16 protein-coding genes are annotated in these 17,018 nt (G+C 48.5%); 6 read left to right on the top strand and 10 right to left on the bottom strand.

Annotated features, from left to right (window positions below; all coding sequences use genetic code 11):
* Window positions 1-305: 305 nt before the first annotated feature.
* The gene (locus FJQ58_RS21090) at window positions 306-818 is read left to right on the top strand and encodes a hypothetical protein (RefSeq protein WP_139996789.1); all 513 of its coding nucleotides are present in this window, start codon (window positions 306-308) and stop codon (window positions 816-818) included.
* Window positions 819-942: 124 nt separating this feature from the next.
* Here FJQ58_RS21090 and FJQ58_RS21085 read toward each other — a convergent pair whose 3' ends face one another.
* The 4 genes from FJQ58_RS21085 to FJQ58_RS21070 form a co-directional block, all read right to left on the bottom strand.
* Window positions 943-1,122, bottom strand: coding sequence for a hypothetical protein (locus FJQ58_RS21085; RefSeq protein ID WP_139996788.1), 180 nt, complete (start codon window positions 1,120-1,122; stop codon window positions 943-945).
* Window positions 1,123-1,274: 152 nt separating this feature from the next.
* Window positions 1,275-2,099 carry a sugar phosphate isomerase/epimerase family protein gene (locus FJQ58_RS21080; RefSeq protein ID WP_139996787.1) on the bottom strand — a complete coding sequence of 275 codons (825 nt, stop codon included), beginning with the start codon at window positions 2,097-2,099 and terminating at the stop codon, window positions 1,275-1,277.
* A gap of 18 nt (window positions 2,100-2,117) precedes the next feature.
* Window positions 2,118-2,942: a membrane protein insertase YidC gene (gene yidC, locus FJQ58_RS21075; RefSeq protein WP_139996786.1), complete on the bottom strand. Its 825-nt coding sequence runs from the start codon at window positions 2,940-2,942 to the stop codon at window positions 2,118-2,120.
* Window positions 2,912-3,235, bottom strand: a complete 324-nt coding sequence (locus FJQ58_RS21070; RefSeq protein WP_139996785.1) for a hypothetical protein — start codon at window positions 3,233-3,235, stop codon at window positions 2,912-2,914. Before FJQ58_RS21070 ends, yidC begins: the two co-directional genes overlap by 31 nt.
* A 251-nt stretch (window positions 3,236-3,486) precedes the next feature.
* Between FJQ58_RS21070 and FJQ58_RS21065 the strand changes: the two genes are divergently transcribed.
* Both FJQ58_RS21065 and FJQ58_RS21060 read left to right on the top strand, forming a co-directional pair.
* Entirely contained in the window at window positions 3,487-4,992 is a 1,506-nt protein-coding gene (locus tag FJQ58_RS21065) for an ABC transporter substrate-binding protein/permease (protein ID WP_139996784.1), read from the top strand.
* Window positions 4,985-5,707: an amino acid ABC transporter ATP-binding protein gene (locus FJQ58_RS21060; protein WP_139996783.1), complete on the top strand. Its 723-nt coding sequence runs from the start codon at window positions 4,985-4,987 to the stop codon at window positions 5,705-5,707. Before FJQ58_RS21065 ends, FJQ58_RS21060 begins: the two co-directional genes overlap by 8 nt.
* 139 nt (window positions 5,708-5,846) lie before the next feature.
* Here FJQ58_RS21060 and FJQ58_RS21055 read toward each other — a convergent pair whose 3' ends face one another.
* The 6 genes from FJQ58_RS21055 to FJQ58_RS21030 all read right to left on the bottom strand — a co-directional run bounded on the left by FJQ58_RS21055 (window position 5,847) and on the right by FJQ58_RS21030 (window position 12,802).
* Entirely contained in the window at window positions 5,847-6,971 is a 1,125-nt protein-coding gene (locus tag FJQ58_RS21055; protein ID WP_139996782.1) for a glycoside hydrolase family 88/105 protein, read from the bottom strand.
* Window positions 6,972-7,021: 50 nt separating this feature from the next.
* The gene (locus tag FJQ58_RS21050) at window positions 7,022-7,897 is read right to left on the bottom strand and encodes a carbohydrate ABC transporter permease (RefSeq protein ID WP_139996781.1); all 876 of its coding nucleotides are present in this window, start codon (window positions 7,895-7,897) and stop codon (window positions 7,022-7,024) included.
* 38 nt (window positions 7,898-7,935) lie between these two features.
* Window positions 7,936-8,886, bottom strand: a complete 951-nt coding sequence (locus FJQ58_RS21045; RefSeq protein ID WP_139996780.1) for an ABC transporter permease — start codon at window positions 8,884-8,886, stop codon at window positions 7,936-7,938.
* Window positions 8,887-8,982: 96 nt separating this feature from the next.
* Entirely contained in the window at window positions 8,983-10,542 is a 1,560-nt protein-coding gene (locus tag FJQ58_RS21040) for an extracellular solute-binding protein (protein ID WP_139996779.1), read from the bottom strand.
* A gap of 252 nt (window positions 10,543-10,794) precedes the next feature.
* Window positions 10,795-10,977, bottom strand: coding sequence for a hypothetical protein (locus FJQ58_RS21035; RefSeq protein ID WP_139996778.1), 183 nt, complete (start codon window positions 10,975-10,977; stop codon window positions 10,795-10,797).
* 304 nt (window positions 10,978-11,281) lie between these two features.
* Complete coding sequence (locus tag FJQ58_RS21030; protein ID WP_238404223.1) at window positions 11,282-12,802, bottom strand: extracellular solute-binding protein; 1,521 nt, start codon at window positions 12,800-12,802, stop codon at window positions 11,282-11,284.
* 146 nt (window positions 12,803-12,948) lie between these two features.
* On the opposite strand from FJQ58_RS21030, the gene FJQ58_RS21025 reads away from it, so the two are divergent.
* The 3 genes from FJQ58_RS21025 to FJQ58_RS21015 all read left to right on the top strand — a co-directional run bounded on the left by FJQ58_RS21025 (window position 12,949) and on the right by FJQ58_RS21015 (window position 16,351).
* Window positions 12,949-15,252: an AraC family transcriptional regulator gene (locus FJQ58_RS21025; RefSeq protein WP_139996776.1), complete on the top strand. Its 2,304-nt coding sequence runs from the start codon at window positions 12,949-12,951 to the stop codon at window positions 15,250-15,252.
* A gap of 66 nt (window positions 15,253-15,318) precedes the next feature.
* Window positions 15,319-15,837 carry a DinB family protein gene (locus FJQ58_RS21020; protein WP_139996775.1) on the top strand — a complete coding sequence of 173 codons (519 nt, stop codon included), beginning with the start codon at window positions 15,319-15,321 and terminating at the stop codon, window positions 15,835-15,837.
* Window positions 15,838-15,931: 94 nt separating this feature from the next.
* On the top strand, window positions 15,932-16,351 hold the full coding sequence (locus FJQ58_RS21015; protein ID WP_139996774.1) for a DUF1284 domain-containing protein: 420 nt from the start codon (window positions 15,932-15,934) through the stop codon (window positions 16,349-16,351).
* Window positions 16,352-17,018 lie beyond the last annotated feature (667 nt).

The raw sequence follows: 17,018 nt of genomic DNA, 5'->3' as shown, positions 1-17,018 counted from the left end.
AAATAGCCCTATTCGCATAGTAGAGGAGATAGATGGAATTTATCCTGTTAATCTAGCCGCTTTGCGCCAATTTAGGCTGTTTCTTTGATATTAAAGGGAGAAATTCCTTATAAATGATCCAAAACATCCATATTCGTCTCATTTAGAGGGAAGATTTCCAGTTGATTCAGCTTTATACGACTCAAGCATCAAAGTGAAACAAGTTTCAGAATATCTAACGTAATAATTAACATTTATGATAAAATAAAGGGGGTAATTCTCCCGTAAAAATAATTTAACTATGAATGAAACAAGGAGTGGGACGTTTGACTTTTTTAAGTATGATTTTTTTAATCATAAATCTAATCTGCTCAGGAATATTGGTATGGTTCCTCTACAACGAGTTCGTCCAATTTCGTTTAATCAAAAAAGCCAAAAACAACATTCAAATCTATAGCGCCGCAATTCTTTCGCACAATAAAATCATTGTTGCCACAATATTTGTCTACGCAGCCGCCATGACTCTCTTCTGGGCATTATTTCTGCTTGGGTACAACAACTGGATTCACCAGCACTGGTATGCTTATATGTACCTTTTTTTCCTAATCACCATCGTTAAGAAGGATAAAATGGTTTTTTCCGTTGGGAGCGAGGGGGTTTATTATAACAACATGCTCATTCCATGGGAAGCCGTTGTGAAGCATAGCATGAAAGCCAGCCCTGTTCGTACAGGAGATCAGCTGGAGCTGGAAATTGTAACCAAAAACCAAGTACTGCGGGGTGTCTTTCACGGTGAATCACAAGCGCGGCTGCTCCAATGGTTGAGAGCTGCATCCTAATCGAATTTTATCAAATCATTGACGCTGAGCCAGCGGCTGCTGCACCATCTTCTTAACGATAAAAACCAGCAAATCAAGTGAGCCCACTCGATTTGCTGGTTTTCAAATTTTCTACACCTAGCACTCAATTTTTGGTTCCTTTTTTCATATCAAACCACCGGGTAAAAAATAACAGCAATCCTCCGAGTGAGAGAAATAGGCTGAAATAGGATATGTCCTCCTGACTTATCCAAGCTGCTAAGAAATCGTAGCCGTAGATCAGAAATATTAATGCGCCGACCAGCATCCATATTTTATTGCGCATATCCTAGTCCCCTTTTAACTTAAACTAGTATGCTAATACGTATTAGTTTTGATGATGTTGCTATTTTCAGCCGAAATCTTGAACTACATATCGCTAAAAAAACCAGCAACCCAAGGTCCCCCTTGATCTGCTGGTTTCTCTATTCTCCGCTCTTACACTCGTCCGCGAATTTCATCAATAAACGCCTTCGACTGCGCCATTTGGTCTTCCTTCGCTTCCTCCATGATGATGTGCACATGCGGCTTATATTGATTGAGAAGCTTCATATAAAGCTCGTAGTTCATCTTGCCGAGTCCAGCCGTTACCGTGCCTAGCTCGCCATTTTCAAGCAGGATACGATCCTTGGCATGGGCTGCGATAATCCGGCTGCCTAGCAGCTCGAACGCTTCTTCAATCACTTGGTCCTGCTTCGAGAAGTTGGCTGGCGTCAGCAAATTTCCGGGATCAATCACGACGCCAATGTTCGAGGAGGGAACCTCCTCCAGCATCCGGGACAGCTCAGGTGCCGTCCCGACTAAATGGTCATTTGCGGCCTCCAGGCCTACAAACACGCCCCATTTCTCGGCTTCTTCCGCCAGCTCCTCCAGCGTCGCTTTCATAACCAACCAATCGCTGTCGGTGTAATCCCCGCCCTCATTGCGGCCGGTTTCAGCCGCAACCATCGGTGCCCCAAAGAACTTGGCGTAGCGCAGCAGCTCTTTAAATCGATTCACATTGGCGCGGCGCAGCTCCGCGTCGCGTTCAAAGAGATGAACGTAACAGCCAAGCACCGAGATCGATACGCCATGCTTGTCGAATTGCTCGCCGATTGCATTTGCAAGTCCCGGGCTAATGTTGCCCGGCTTGCTGAAATCAACGTCGCTAATCGCTTTCCACAAAGCCAGCTGCACATGAGTGAAGCCGCTCTCTGCTACTTTTGGAGCAAGCTCTTTATAAGGCAAGCTTCCGAATAAATGGGCCAATACACCGACTGACATCCGATCGTCTCCTTCATATTAGGCACTGCCCTCGAGTGCGACCTCCACCTTAGGCGCGTACACTTTTTTGGCTAGATAAGACTGCGCAATCATGAATAGGCCGCCAGTTACCCAATACAGCGAGATGGCTGCAGGCGCCGAAAGAGCGAATACGCCCATCAGGATCGGCGACAAGTAGCCCATGAACGCTAGCTGCTTCTGCTGAGCGGCATTCGCATTCGGCTGCGTGGTTTGGGAAACCTTAAATTGCACAAAATAAACGATGGCTGCAATGATCGGCAGCACAATATCGGGCGAGCCTAGCTTAAACCATAGGAACGAGTGATCCGCCAGCTCTGGCGTCAGCTTGATCGCTGAGTATAAGCCCATGAGGATCGGCATTTGGATCAGCATCGGCAAACAGCCGATGGCAAGCGGATTAACCTGATGCTTCTGGTAAAGCTGCATCGTTTCCTGTTGAAGCTTTTGCTTGGATTCCGCATCCGATTTGTTTTTGTATTTGTCTTGCAATTGTTTCAGCTCTGGCTGAAGGATAGCCATCTTGGTTTTCATTTGGTTTTGCGAGCGGTACTGGCGCATCATAAGCGGCAATAGCACCAAACGGATAATCAACGTAATCCCGATAATCGCAAAGCCGTAATTCCCTTGGAACATGTCCGCTAAATACTGTAGTACCGCGGATAATGGATATATCACATAGTGATTGAATATACCTGGCGTATTGCCATCGATCGTACCTGTAGCCGTGCTGCAGCCGCTCACTAAAAGCAAGCCCAGCAGCATCAAACCCGCCATCATAACCCGTTTATATTTTAAAGAAGTGAATACATTGCCCGTTTGCATAAAAATCCTCCTCGTTTGTTTGAAAATAGCGCAACAAACGAGGCGGAGCAGTCTGCGATGTCGTCATCCGGCGATTCCTTCCGCTTGACCTTCCTGGCTAACCAGTGATGCAGAGGAACAGTTCGGATAAGTACCTGTGGCGTCAATACGAACATTACGGTTAACGTTTGGCTTCGTTCCCAATAGGCATACACATCAAGATGCAAATGCGTAGCAAAGGCAAAGGCCAACGAACAAAGCAGGCTAAGCGAAATCAAATAGGGCACGATATCATGCAGTTCAAACTCAAACAATGTATTCACCTCCCTTCCTGTCCATCCAAATACTTTTGAACCTATCTGGATATTATATCAGTAAATCTCTGCTAATTACGAGCCCAGCCAGCACAAATGTGTTACAACTCCCATTAAGCTGGTTATTTACAAATAGATGGCGAACACCATATACTTTCTAAGTTGCATGCGCCGGCGGCCCGAATGGAGCTGGCTCCGCTCATAAGGCGCTTCATGGCGATGAACAATCAACTTAGAAGAAAGAGGACATCATGATACGAAAAAAGTTCAATCGCATTTATTTATCGCTTATCCTCGTTATGCTCCTGCTGCTTGCGCTGGGGCAAGCCGTTCCTTTGGGCCAAGAAAGCTCATCGACCGCGCATGCGGAAGGTGCGGCCACCTCGCCAATGGACGGCCAGAAAAAAAAGCTCATCCTTGGAACCTCAGCCGATTATCCGCCCTACGAAAGCGTAGATGCCAAAAACAGCGGCGAGATCGTCGGACTAGATATCGATATTGCCAAGTATATCACCAGCCAGCTCGGTTATGAACTGGAAATCGCAAACATGGATTTCAATGGTTTAATTGCCTCGCTGCAAACCGGCCGTGTTGACTTCGTTATGTCAGCGATGTCCGCAACGGAGGATCGCAAGAAGAACGTCGATTTTTCTGATATCTATTACGCAGCGCGCAATACGATCGTTTCCAAAAAATCGGCGCCATTGGAAACAGAAGCCTCGCTGGCCGGCAAAAGAGTTGGAACCCAGCTCGGCTCCACACAGGATTTATATGCCGAAACGATTGAAGGGGCCAGCCTCAAGAAGCTCAATAAAATTCCCGACCTGATTCAGGAGCTGAACTCCGGACGGATTGATGCCGCCATCGTTGAGGATGCCGTTGCTCTGGAGATGACCAGCCTCAATCCCGACTTGGTCATGAATTTCCTGCCAGCCGAGTCGGCTGACAACGGCTATGCCCTGGCTTTTCCCAAACAATCGCCTATTGTCGCCGAATTTAACGGCGTACTGGCGGACATGAAAGCAAACGGGGAGCTTGACCGCATCGTAGACAAATGGTTTCCCGACGAGGAGAAGGAGTCCAACTCGCTGCTGAATCTCAATATCGATTTTAGCGTGCTCAAGGGCTATATTCCTTATATATTGAAAGGCGTCTATGTCACCCTGCTCTTTACGCTAGTCTCGGCACTGTTTGGACTTGTGTGGGGGACTATCTTGTCGCTGTTCAAAATTTCCGGCATTAAGCCGCTGGAGTGGTTCGCGACCGCTTATACCTCGGTATTTCGCGGAACGCCGCTGCTTGTTCAGCTCACGATTATTTATTATGCGACGCCGCAAATCTTCCATTACGATATCCCCGCGCTGATGGCAGCCGGACTTGCGTTCGGTCTTAATTCCTCCGCTTATTTGTCGGAGACCATCCGCGGCGGAATAATGGCGGTCGACAAGGGGCAGCGCGAGGCTGCTATCGCGCTTGGTGTCCCGTACCGCACGATGATGCTCCGCATCATCTTCCCTCAAGCGCTGCGCACCATTTTGCCTGCGCTGGTGAATGAATGCGTCGCGCTGCTCAAGGAATCGTCGCTCGTTTCTGTTATTGGCGTCGCAGACTTAATGCGCCGTGCCGATGTCGTTCGTTCGGCAACCTTCAAGTCCATTGAAGTCTTATTGTTCATTGCTGCTATTTATTACGTGCTCGTGCTCGTCTTGACGGCACTTGCCCATAGACTTGAAAGGAGGCTGCGCCGCAGTGATTAATGTGACCGACTTGACGAAGTCCTTTGGCAAAAACCAAGTGCTGAAAGGCATAACGACAACCATAGACCGAGGGGAGGTGGTTGCCTTGATCGGCCCTTCCGGCTCTGGCAAATCCACCTTTCTCCGCTGCTTGAATATGCTCGAAACGCCGACCTCCGGCGTGATTGCGATCGACGGCACCGCGATTACCGATCCAAAAACCGATATCGCCCGCGTCCGCCAGCGGATCGGCATGGTGTTCCAGCATTTTCATCTGTTTCCGCATATGACGGTCATGGATAATATTACGTTTGCGCCCATTCAGGTAAAAGGTTTGCCACGAGAAGCGGCGCAGGCTAAGGCGAAGGAGCTGCTAGCTCGCGTTGGCCTTCTGGACAAAGCCGACAGCTACCCTTCGCGTTTGTCCGGAGGACAGAAGCAGCGCGTAGCCATTGCCCGAAGCTTGGCCATGGAGCCCGACATTATGCTGTTCGATGAGCCGACCTCGGCGCTTGATCCCGAAATGGTGAAGGAAGTGCTGTCCGTCATTCGCGGTCTTGCTGAGACCGGCATGACAATGCTGATCGTTACGCATGAGATGAAATTTGCCCGCGAAGCGGCGGATACGATCTATTTCCTTGATCAAGGCAAGCTCGTGGAACGGACGGAGCCCGAGCAGTTCTTTACCAAGCCGCAAAGCGAGCGTGCCGCACGGTTTTTGGAGCAGGTGCTTTAATAGAGCGGATTCTGTACTATAGCCGAGAAGAAGCCTTCTAACCGACGAAGATGTCAGTTGGAAGGCTTCTTCGTTATGATTCAGAATGTTCCATGCAAGGCACTGCTGCTTGGAAGGAGCCTGCGCACCAATCTTTTTTTCACTCCAAAGTCGCCCTATCGGCATCTTGCGCCATCAAAGCTTCCATTTCCACGCAGGCCATCACGAAGGCGCCGACGCCATGCAAATCATTTTCGCAAGTTGGCCGCGTCACGTAGCTTTCATAATCGCCCGCCGAAGTGCCAATGCAAATATCCGGCAGAACCAACCGCCCTTGTTCGTCTGACTTCGTCACGCTCACAAGTCCCTCAAATCCTCGCCTTGCCGCAGCTAAGCCTTCCTCGCCGATTAGCCCGAGCTTATAAGCTTTCGCAAGCGTATATACAAACAAGCAGGTTCCCGACGTTTCCAGCCAATTATCCGGTAAATGCCCTTTGTCCACAACCTGGTACCACAAGCCGCTCGTGGCATCCTGATACCTAATTAACGCCGTCGAGAACTCAGACAGCGCTGATTCCAGCTCGGCACGCCCTTCAGCTCCTTCGGAGATTTCATCCATGAACTGCGCTAACGCCAGCCCGTACCAGCCGAGCGACCTTGCCCAGAACTCGGGCGAGCAGCCCGTTTCGGGATCAGCCCAAGGCATCTGCTTGCTCTCATCCCACGCATGATAAAGCAGTCTTGTCCGCTCGTCCTTCATATGCTGCCGCATGAGCCGCTCTTGGCGCAGGACCATCGTGCGCAAATCCGGTTCGCCATAAGCGTTAGCATATTTGAGCGCAAATACGCCGCCCATATACAAGCCATCCAGCCACATATTGTAGGCATACTTGTCCTTATGCCAGAAGCCGCCCTCCGAGGTGCGGTTCAGCGTATGGAACAGGCTGCGGAGCTTATCAGCTGCGATGCGGTACTTTCGGCTGCCGCCCTCCTGATCCAAACGGAACAGCAGCAATCCTGCCTGAATCGCATCCAGCTCATCGCGAGCGAAATCGAAATTGCCGTGATCATCAACCAGCTGATCCACATATCGCTTGATGTAGGCTGCGTAGCGGTCATCACCGCCTGCCTGCCAGAGCAGCTCCATGCCGCAAAGAAACACGCCCTGATGGTAATGCCAGCGCCTTGCAGGCGGAAGCTCCTCCGGCAAGTAGGCGTCCATTAAAGAATCGCAAGCCGCTCTTGCCCATTCTATCGGCGAAGCTATCGTTGAATTTTCCGTCATCGTTGAGCACCTCTTCTTTTTTTGGTCAGCATACGCATACTCTCTCGGCATTAGCCCTTAATGGAACCAAGCATCGCGCCTTTGGCAAAATGCTTCTGGAGGAACGGATAGACGATAAGAATCGGCAGCGTAGCCACCACGATAACCGCCATCTTCACCGTTTGGTCGGGCGGAGGCACGGCAGCATCCAAATCGGAGCTGTAATCCAGCCCGCTCGCAAGGACAACGATCTGGCGCAGCAGCACCTGGATCGGCCATTTAGCGCTGTCATCCAAATATAAGATAGCGCTCAAATACGTATTCCAGTAGGTGACCGCATAAAAAAGGGAAATCGTTGCGATCGCAGGCATCGACAGCGGCAGCACGATGCGGAACAAAATGCCAAAATCGCTGCAGCCATCGATTTTTGCCGATTCCTCCAAGCCTTCGGGAATATTTTGAAAGAAGTTTTTCAAAATAATAAGGTTAAATGCGCTGATCGCCGAAGGAATGATGAGCGCAGCATAGCTGTCGATCAGCCCCATCTCCCGCACGACCAGGAACGTCGGAATCAGTCCTCCGCTGAACAGCATCGTAAAGACGACCAGAAACATGATGGCCTTGCGCCCATCGAGATCCCTGCGCGAGAGCCCGTACGCCATCAGCGCTGTGGTCAGCATGCTGAATACCGTACCGAACAGCGTAATCAACGTTGATACCAACATAGCGCGGAAGATCGTATTGGTCGAAAAAATAAATTTATAGGCGTCAAAGCTCCAAATGGTTGGCACGAGGATGAACTTTTTCATCGCCATTTCGGCGCTTGTCGTGAACGATCCGGCAACGACATGCAGGAACGGAAGCACCGTCACAAGCGCTATAATGGCAAGTAGCGTAAAGTTCACTATCGAAAAAAGCCTGCCGCTGAGCGTTTTGTCCTCTACCATGCTGAACCCTCCCTAAGTTTTTGTTGCAACGCCCAAGCTTAATACACGCCTTCCTCGCCCATCTTCTTCGCCAGACGATTCGCTGCCATGACGAGCACGAGACCGATAAACGATTTGAAGAAGCCGATCGCGGTGCTGTAGCTGAACTGGCCCTGCCGCAGCCCTGCCGTATATACATACGTATCAATGATTTCGGCAACATCCCGATTCATGGAATTCAGCAGCAGATAGACATGCTCAAAACCGAGCTCCAGCACATCTCCAATTTTCAAAATGAGCAAAATAATGATGACGCTCCGGATCGCCGGCAGCGTAATATGCCACACCTGCCTGAGCCGGCCGGCCCCGTCCATGCGGGCTGCCTCATACAAGCCCGGATCAACAGAAGCGATAGCCGCCAAATATATAATCGTTCCCCAACCCGCTTCCCGCCAGATGACCTGAATGATATACGTTGGCCTGAACCACTCGGGACTGAGCAGGAAATTGACTTTTTCGAATCCAAAATACGCAAGCAGCTCATTCACAATTCCGCCGTCCGACGTCAGCATCACGAAGCTAATCGACACGATAATGACCCATGACATAAAGTGAGGCAAATAAACAAGCGTCTGAAACGTTCTTTTGAAAAATGATAACCGTACCTCATTCAGCATTAACGCCAAAATAATCGGAACCGGAAAAAAGAATAAAAGGTTCATGCCAAACAACAGAAGCGTATTGGCCAAGATGTTCAAGAAGTCGGGCTCCGTGAAGAGCCGCTCGAAATGCTTGAGACCAACCCAATTGCTACCGCCAATCCCTTTGAAAGGCTTATAATCCTGAAAGGCAATCGCAAGACCAAGCATCGGAATATATTTGAAAATAATAAAATAGAACACTCCCGGCAGCAGCATGACATAGAGCCATTTATTTTTCCATAGACGCTTCTTAAGCTCGCTAGTTCGAGGCTGTGGCACCCTTGCCTGCTGAATTACCGTTTCCTGCATACGGGATCTTCCTTTCCACCGGAGGTTTTGGAGATTGCCCGGACATCCGCGCAATCTCCAAGGCTTCGCTATTAGGCTTGCAGCTCGCGCTGCGGTCTATTTCTTGTAGGCTGCATTATACTCTTCGATAATTTGAGCCCCGCCGCGTTTCTTCCAGTCCTCTACCGCTTTATCGAACCCGACCTTGTCGATCGAGCCGTAAATATATTTGTAGGTCGCATCCTTGATCAAATCCTGCAGCCCCGTTCCTTTTTCCGTATACGTTGGCGAATCCAGCGCCGCAGTAGGGTCGGCTACCGCTATCTTCTCGTTTTCTATAATCAATTGCTCCGCATGAATACGGGCAGGAAGCTCATGATAGCCCTCGTACATGCCGTTTGTTTCCGGCTCGCCAATGACGCTGTCCTTGTAGCCTTTCACCTCGCGCTCAGTCAGCTCTTTATCTGAAGAAGCTTTAGCTTTGCCGTCTACGACCGTGTAATGAGTGCCTTCAATTCCCCAGTACATCACATTGGATACTTCCGGCGTCATCAGCTTGTCGAAGAAAGCCAAAATCTTCTTCAATTCCGCTTCATCCTTAATCGCTGATTTCGGGAATAGCGCTACATTGTTGTAACCCGGAATTGACCAAGAGGCCAATTGCCCTTGCGGGCCGGCAACCATGCTGTGCGTATCTACGACGGCTGTCGGTACGTTTTTGACCAGATCCTTCACAAGGGAATCGACATCCTGCATGGAGCCGATATAGACGCCAGCCTTGCCGCTTGTGAACATATTGACTTGATCCGTTTTGCTTGTCGCCGCAAAATCCACGTTCATCAGCTTGGCATCACGGATTTTTTTGATATAATCCATCGTTGCCGTATATTCCGGAGTCGTAAAATCAGGTACAAGCAGGCCCTCTCTTTCTCCCCACCCGTTAGGGGTACCGAACCACGCGGATACCGTTTTGAAAGCGCCATAGATAAGATCATTGCGGTCAGCCAGCCCAATCGTATCCGACTTGCCATTTCCGTCCGGATCGCCCGTCGTATATTTCTCCATCATCGCAAACAGCTCATCTACATTGGCCGGTGCGGCAATGCCCATCTTATCCGCCCAGTCCTTGCGGTATATAATGCCTTGGCGAGCGAGCGGCCTGCCGATATAAACGGAGTACAGCTTGCCGTCCACCTTCGTATTGTTCAAGATCTCTTCCTTAAGCTTGCCTAGGTTCGGGAACTCGCTCAAATACGGCCCGATTTCCCAGAACTGCCCTTCGCGGATCGCTTCTTTCATTTGTACGAAGGTCGCCTGATTTTTCAGATACGTTACCTGCGGCAGCGAGCCTGTAGCGAAGGAAGCATTGAGCTTCTCTTCGTACGTGTCTGCCGGGAAGAACTGGTACGTAAGCTTCGTATTCGTCAGCTTCTCCAGCTCGTTCTTAATCGTATCCGGTGGAGTCTCCGCGATATTAAGCGGAAGCATGATCGTAATTTCTGTAGGCTTCTCCGGTTCTGCCGGCTTGGCCGTCTCTGCTGTCTTTTCCCCGCTGTCATTGCTTGGCGCCGTTGAAGGATTATTGCTCCCGGCCTTGTTGCCACCCGAGCAAGCGGCGAGCAGCAAGCTAAATGTCAAAACCACGCCCATCAGAATCGAAAACGATTTTTTCTTCATACAGCGTTGACCTCCATTTACGTTTTGGTTGCTACGCCTTCAAGCTACCATGCCGATTGATGGTGCCGAAACAATCATTCCCTCATCTCAGGCGCTTTCCGCGACTCATCTGAAGGAATGATTATCGCTGAAGAAAATGACACCTGAACCGGCACGTGCTTATATTCATGTTCGTCCAAGTGGATTTGATGACAACGCAAAAAAGGATGAAGATTGTTCTTCACCCTCGGTTAACTTTCGCTACTTATATGTTTATTTCCATGCGGAAACTTTGATCCTCTTATATTTTCGAACGAACCGTCTCTCTAGCTTCTTGAAGAAGCCTTGGCTTTTTTTCTCTTCCTGAATGCTTTGAAGACCTCTAATAAGCAATCGGTATCTCCACTCATCGTCATGGCTAAACTTATGTATTTCTTTGAAAATTTCTGTTTTCATTTCAAGTCACACTCCATGTTGTCTAGATTAGGATATAGGATGAATTACTTACATTATTTTTATTATATAAAATGCCGCTGTACATTTTCTGAACAAAATCCGATTAAATGAGACAAAAGTATTAGTATATTAACATAAATCGACATATGATATGCAACTTTATGCTCATAATATGTATTTTGTCCCGATTCCATTCCGTTGTTCTCTTCCGAATAGGCAAGCAAATAAGAGCAGTCTGCCTGCCCTAACGGACGGTCCAGACTGCTCTTATTTGCTAAGCCGAAGCTTCTGATCAAATGAAACCTCATTCCCTCTTAAAATAAGCATCCGTATACTCAGCCATCATCTGACTGCCGCCACTGCGCTTCCAGCGGTCAACCTCCTGATAGAAGCCATCGGCGCTAATTTGGCCAAGTATATATTTGTAGGTAGCATCGGAGATGATTTTGTTCAGCTCCATGCTTTTCTCATCGTATGTCTTGGATTCCAAGCCAATCGTCGGATCTTTGACGATAAATTTATCATTGTCCGCACTCAGACGCTCTGCCAGCTCCCACATGGACTCCTTCTCAGCTACTTTTAGCAGGTTAGGGTTACTCAGATCCGCAATCATGAGCGGGTAGAGCGCATTTACCTCCGTAACACGAAGCTGCGAGGTTGCTTCAGGAAGCTGAACCTTCTCACCGTTCAACGTATAATGCTTTCCTTCGATTCCGTATCGCATCAAATTAGCCAGCTCTTTGTCCATGGTGCGGTCGAAGAAGGCCAACTGCTCCAGCAATTCCGCTTCCGTACGGATCGCCTTTTTCGAAAATAAATAGAGACCGTTATAGTTGGGAATCGACCAGATACGGTAGCCGCCTCCGGGCCCTTGGATTCTGTTCACCAGCGTAAAACGAGCCTTTGGGTTAAGCTGCTTTGCCTCGTCTGACAGACGCTGCACGTCGGTCATGCTTCCAATATAAACGCCAGCGGCTCCGCGGATAATTTGGTCCCGCTGCATCTCTTTGCTTGTTACCGCAAAATCCGCGTTCATCAGCTTCTCATCATACAGCCGCTTCATGAAGTTCATCGTCTCCAGATACGGCGCGGTTTCAAACTCCGGAATAACCTTCTTGTCTACAATGCCCCAGTTGTTAGGCGTACCGAAATAAGAGCTTAGCGTCTTAAATGCGCCAAACACCAAGTCATTCCGATCCGCAAGCCCAACTGTATCCTGCTGGCCGTTGCCATCCGGATCTCCTAGCGTAAACTGCTTGATGACCTCATAGAGGTCCTCCAGCGTTTCCGGCTTGCCCAGCTTTAATGCTTCAAGCCAATCCTGCCTAATAATAATGCCTTGCCTTGATGAAGGACGTTCCGTGTATAACCCGAACACCTGCCCGTCAATCGCAGCTTGTGCAAGTATGCCTGCGTCCAGATGCCTTAAATTCGGGAACCTCTCCAAATAGGAGCCAATTTCCCAAAACGAGCCGGAACGGATCGCATTTTTCACGAAAATATAGTCCGTATGCTTCACAAACGTCGCCTTCTTCAATGAGTTTGTGGACAACGCCGTGTTCATTTTATCTGTATAAATGCCATCGGGGACCCAATTGATATCCAGCTTCACTTTCGCCAAAGCTTCGACTTGCGCAATGATTTCCTGGCTTGGCGGGTGGGGAAAATGAAGCGGCGCCATAATGGAAATGACGGGTAAGCTGCTGCTTTCGTTCTGGTTCCCGGCGTTAGACGATGCACAGGAGGAGCATAGAAAGAGAATAAGCAGCGCAGCAAGAATACGCACGGCAGCAATTGGCCTAGCTTGCGAAGAATCATTTCCCAACGGTAATCCTCCTTGTGTTATCAGCCTTTTCTGCTCATAATCTAAGGAAATGATCATCTGCAAGCCAGATGATTATTGCCCAAAATGTATGCGTTTACTAAAATAAAGCTAATGCTCTCTCATTCCCAGATAAGGTGTTGATAGCTGTGCGGTCCTTAACCTTCTTAAGCAAAATGACGATCTACGGCTTTCTGCTCAGCACGCTGCCGGTTATTTTTATTGGCGCCTTCTCTTACGCAACTTCTTCCAACGAAATCCAGAAAAATGTAAACTCAGGAAAAATGCAGCTGATTATGCAAATTAATTCAAATGTAGAGCAGAAATTAACGACTGTCAACCATACGCTAAATCAGGTCATTAACTCGACCGTGCTGAGAAAAGCGATGAACCAGCCCTTAACGGTTAATGAGTTTGTCATGTACGACGACCTTAGAAGCGAAATTCGGCATATGCAATCCTTCGACACCAAGCTCGAGGATGTGGTGCTGATCAATGAACGCCACAATTGGATGATCAAAAACTCAGGTCTCTATTCCTTCGAGCAGTATGCTTATTATGAACAGCTATCCGGTTTGATGCAAGTTGCTGAAGGCACCACTTGGGTGCTGAATCCGTCCAAATGGTTTTATAGCGAGGAAGCCGCCGGAAGCGAAGCCTGCGCCTACAGCATCAGCCTCGTCAAGAAGCTGCCGACGAACGGACTTGAAAAGTACGGCTTGGCACTTGCCAATATACCGACCTGCAGTCTGCAGGAGCTTCTCGACAATAAGGGTGATCATTTCTCCAATATTATGATTCTGGACGATCAGAACCGTATTTTGCTGCACCAGGATCATTCCCTAATTGGCAAGCCGATAGCCGTAAGCGGAATATTGCCCGAGCAATTAGGCGAATCCTCCGGTCAATTTACGACTGCCGTGGAGCAAAAAAATTACTCCGTGACCTACTACCGCTCCGAGCTTAATGGCTGGACTTATTTATCAACGACCTCCATTGCTGCCATGACGAAGGAATCCAACAAGATTGGCACGTATACTCTCTACGTATGCCTGTTTATGCTTCTGCTATCTATGCTTCTGGCATGGATCGGCTCACGCCGCATGTACTCGCCCATCCAGCTGCTCCTGAACCAGATCGGCGAACGTCCAACGGATATTCGGAAGCGGAACACCAATGAGTTCCAAGCGATCGGCGAGCGTGTCGCGCATCTCTTCCAGTCCAAGACCGCGCTGGAGAAAGAAGTACATCAACACCTCCAGCAGGTTCGTACCTTCTTCTTCGTGAAGGTCTTCCAAGGGACGGTCAAGCCTAGTGAAATTTCCGAGCGGCTAGAGCAATTCGGCTACAGCCAGCAGCTGAAAGCGTGGAGAACGATGGCGGCCATTACGCTCCAAATTGATTTTCCCGATCACAGCCGCTACTCCAAAAACGACCTGGAGCTGCTGCTTTTTGCCGTGCATAACATGCTTGAGGAGCTCATCCCGTCCGATCTGCGCCTTGCGCCTATAATTATGGATCAAACGATCGTCACGATTATCGGAAGCGCAGAGACCGATTCCAAGGCTTTCCATAATGCCAAATACGCATTGACCGAGCATCTTCAGCAGCAGATTACAAGCTATTTGAACGTTCAGGTCAGCATCGGCATGAGTCTGCCGTTCTCTTCCTTCTCCTCGCTTGCTATCGCATATAGGGAAGGGCTCGAGGCGCTCAAGCATCGAATCAAATTAGGCGAGGGCATCATCATCCAGTATGAGAACGTGAACGAGGGCAAGCATTATTTGAATCTCAACTATCCAGCCCATCTGGAGAATGAGCTTATGGATGCCATCAAACTGGCCGACAAAGACAGGGCGAAGGAGCTGCTTCGCACTTTCCTGCAAGCGGTATTCGCAATTGAATTGTCACCGCAGGAATATCAAATCCCCCTTGCCCGGCTGCTCAACAACCTGCTGATTATTATGCAGGAATCCGGTGTTAGCTTAACTCAGATCCACCCTAGGAAGGGGTCGCTGCTGGAGGAGCTGCTGGAACTTCATACCACGGCAGAAATCGATGACTGGTTCTGGACTAGAGTCGTTTATCCATTGGTTAAAATTTTCAAGGACCGCCAGGAAGCGCAGTACCATAACATTTCCGAGAAAATCATCGATCTTGTGCAGCATCAATTCGATACCGATCTCACGCTAGAGGAATGCGCTTCGCACCTTCATTATAATGCGAATTATTTGAGCAGCGTTTTCCGGAAGGAAACGGGTTATTCGTTCAGCGAGTATTTGACGATATACCGATTCCAGATGGCAAAGAAATGGCTCGAAGACAGCGATATGCCCATTAAGGACATTGCCGCCAAGCTTTGTTACAACAACTCGCAAAATTTCATTCGCTCCTTCCGCAAACAGGAAGGGATGACGCCTGGACAATACCGCTATAAAAAACGGACCGGATAACCGATAAAGAGAGTAAATGCTTTTGGAAGAAACTATGCTTTTTAATTTGAGTAGGAGGCTGCACACATGCCGCAGAGACCGTCTAGAGAAGAATATTTGCCTTACTATGAGCAATATGTTGGTTTGGTTGGAGAAGAATCAATCATTGAAATTTTAACGAAGCAGCTGACAAGCACGACAGAACTGCTCTCCGACATTCCCGAACAGCAGTCCAACTATCGTTATGCCGAGGGAAAGTGGACGTTGAAAGAGGTAATTGGACATATCTCCGATAATGAGCGCGTCATGGCCTATCGCCTGCTTCGCATCGCGCGCGGTGACCAAACGCCTCTTGCCGGTTATGATCAGGACGAATTTATGAGCGGGTCCTCGTTTCAAGAATGGACTTTATCCCAAGTCATCGAGGATTATATCTCGGTCCGTAAAGCAACGCTTACGCTACTGCGCGGCTTATCCGAAGAGGCTTGGCAGCGGATTGGAACAGCAAACGACGCTCCGATCTCAGCTAGAGCTTTAGCCTATATTATTGCTGGACATGAGCTTCATCACTGGAAGGTCATTCAAGACCAATACTTGAGCCACTAACCGTCGTCGCCTAAGTAAACCACTCTATATGTAAACTTCTACTTATGCTAAAATGGTTAACATATTCTTTTTTAGCATAAGGAGCGGTACAGCGATGACGATACGATTGCGCGGCCACCATCTGCTATGCCTTCTCGGCTTTCGGGGCATGGGGTATTCGGAGGACTTTTGCGCGAATATGACCATTATTTACGAGACGCTGCGCACGAAACCCGACACTGAGGTTGAAATTATACTAGGTCCGGATGACGTTTGCCGTGCTTATCCGCCGGACAAAGCCTATCATTGCGAAGGCACGGTCTATGGGCTAGATGAAGCGGTGCTTGCAAAGCTAGGGCTTCGTACAGGCGAGCGGGACAGCTGGCAGGCGATTTGCAGCCGCGTAGCTGCTGTTATGGTACCTGCTGATATTAGCAGCCTCTGTACCACTTGCCCATGGGAAAAGTACGGCGTTTGCGCGGAAGGCGTTGGCCTTATCGCTCAAGGCATCCCTCTTCCCAAGGCAGGCGTTTAACCCATAGTTGGATTTAGGATACGTTGGACAGGCGCTTAAAGTGATTATCATCAGTCAAAGAGCTCTGATTGTAGGAGCTCTTTTTGTTATGAATTTAAAGAGAAAAATGGTTAATAAACTTTGTTCTATTTCCTTCCACTTCCGAATTAGCTGGAATTTCTCCCGTTACTTTATTGAATTTTGGATTATAGAGGTGTTTAGAAGGAATTTATCCCTCTAATTCCAATAAATTAGTCGATAATGCTGGAAATCGTCTAGATTAACAGGACAAAATCCAGCTAATTCGTTTGCCAATCGAATTTTGATATTTTAGCGGGAGAAATTCCATCTATATATGTTGTACAGAGGATAATCATGTGTTAGTACAGCGCAGGGAGATTATGATTTAAAGGTCACGGTGTCAGCTAGGTTCATTGTTTTCGTGAGACTTTGTACGGGAAGAGCAAGGCCGCATGGACGGATTCTACGTTACTTCAAAACGGTCTACTCTCTTCATTGCAGCTTTAAATTCTAATATTCATTTTAAATCAATCGTAAGACAGCGAAATTCATTCCATAGGCGGGTCACAGAAAACAAATGATGAAGGAAGAAAACCGTATTATTACTAAAAACCAAACACCAGGAATGAAAATTTTTTAGAGCGTTATACCGTTATGAATCCTGCAT

The sequence above is a fragment of the Paenibacillus paridis genome (genome assembly GCF_006345825.1).
Taxonomy (GTDB): Bacteria; Bacillota; Bacilli; order Paenibacillales; family Paenibacillaceae; genus Pristimantibacillus; species Pristimantibacillus paridis.
The sequence above is the reverse complement of the archived record's forward strand: the minus strand, read 5'-3'. Positions and strand labels throughout refer to the sequence as shown.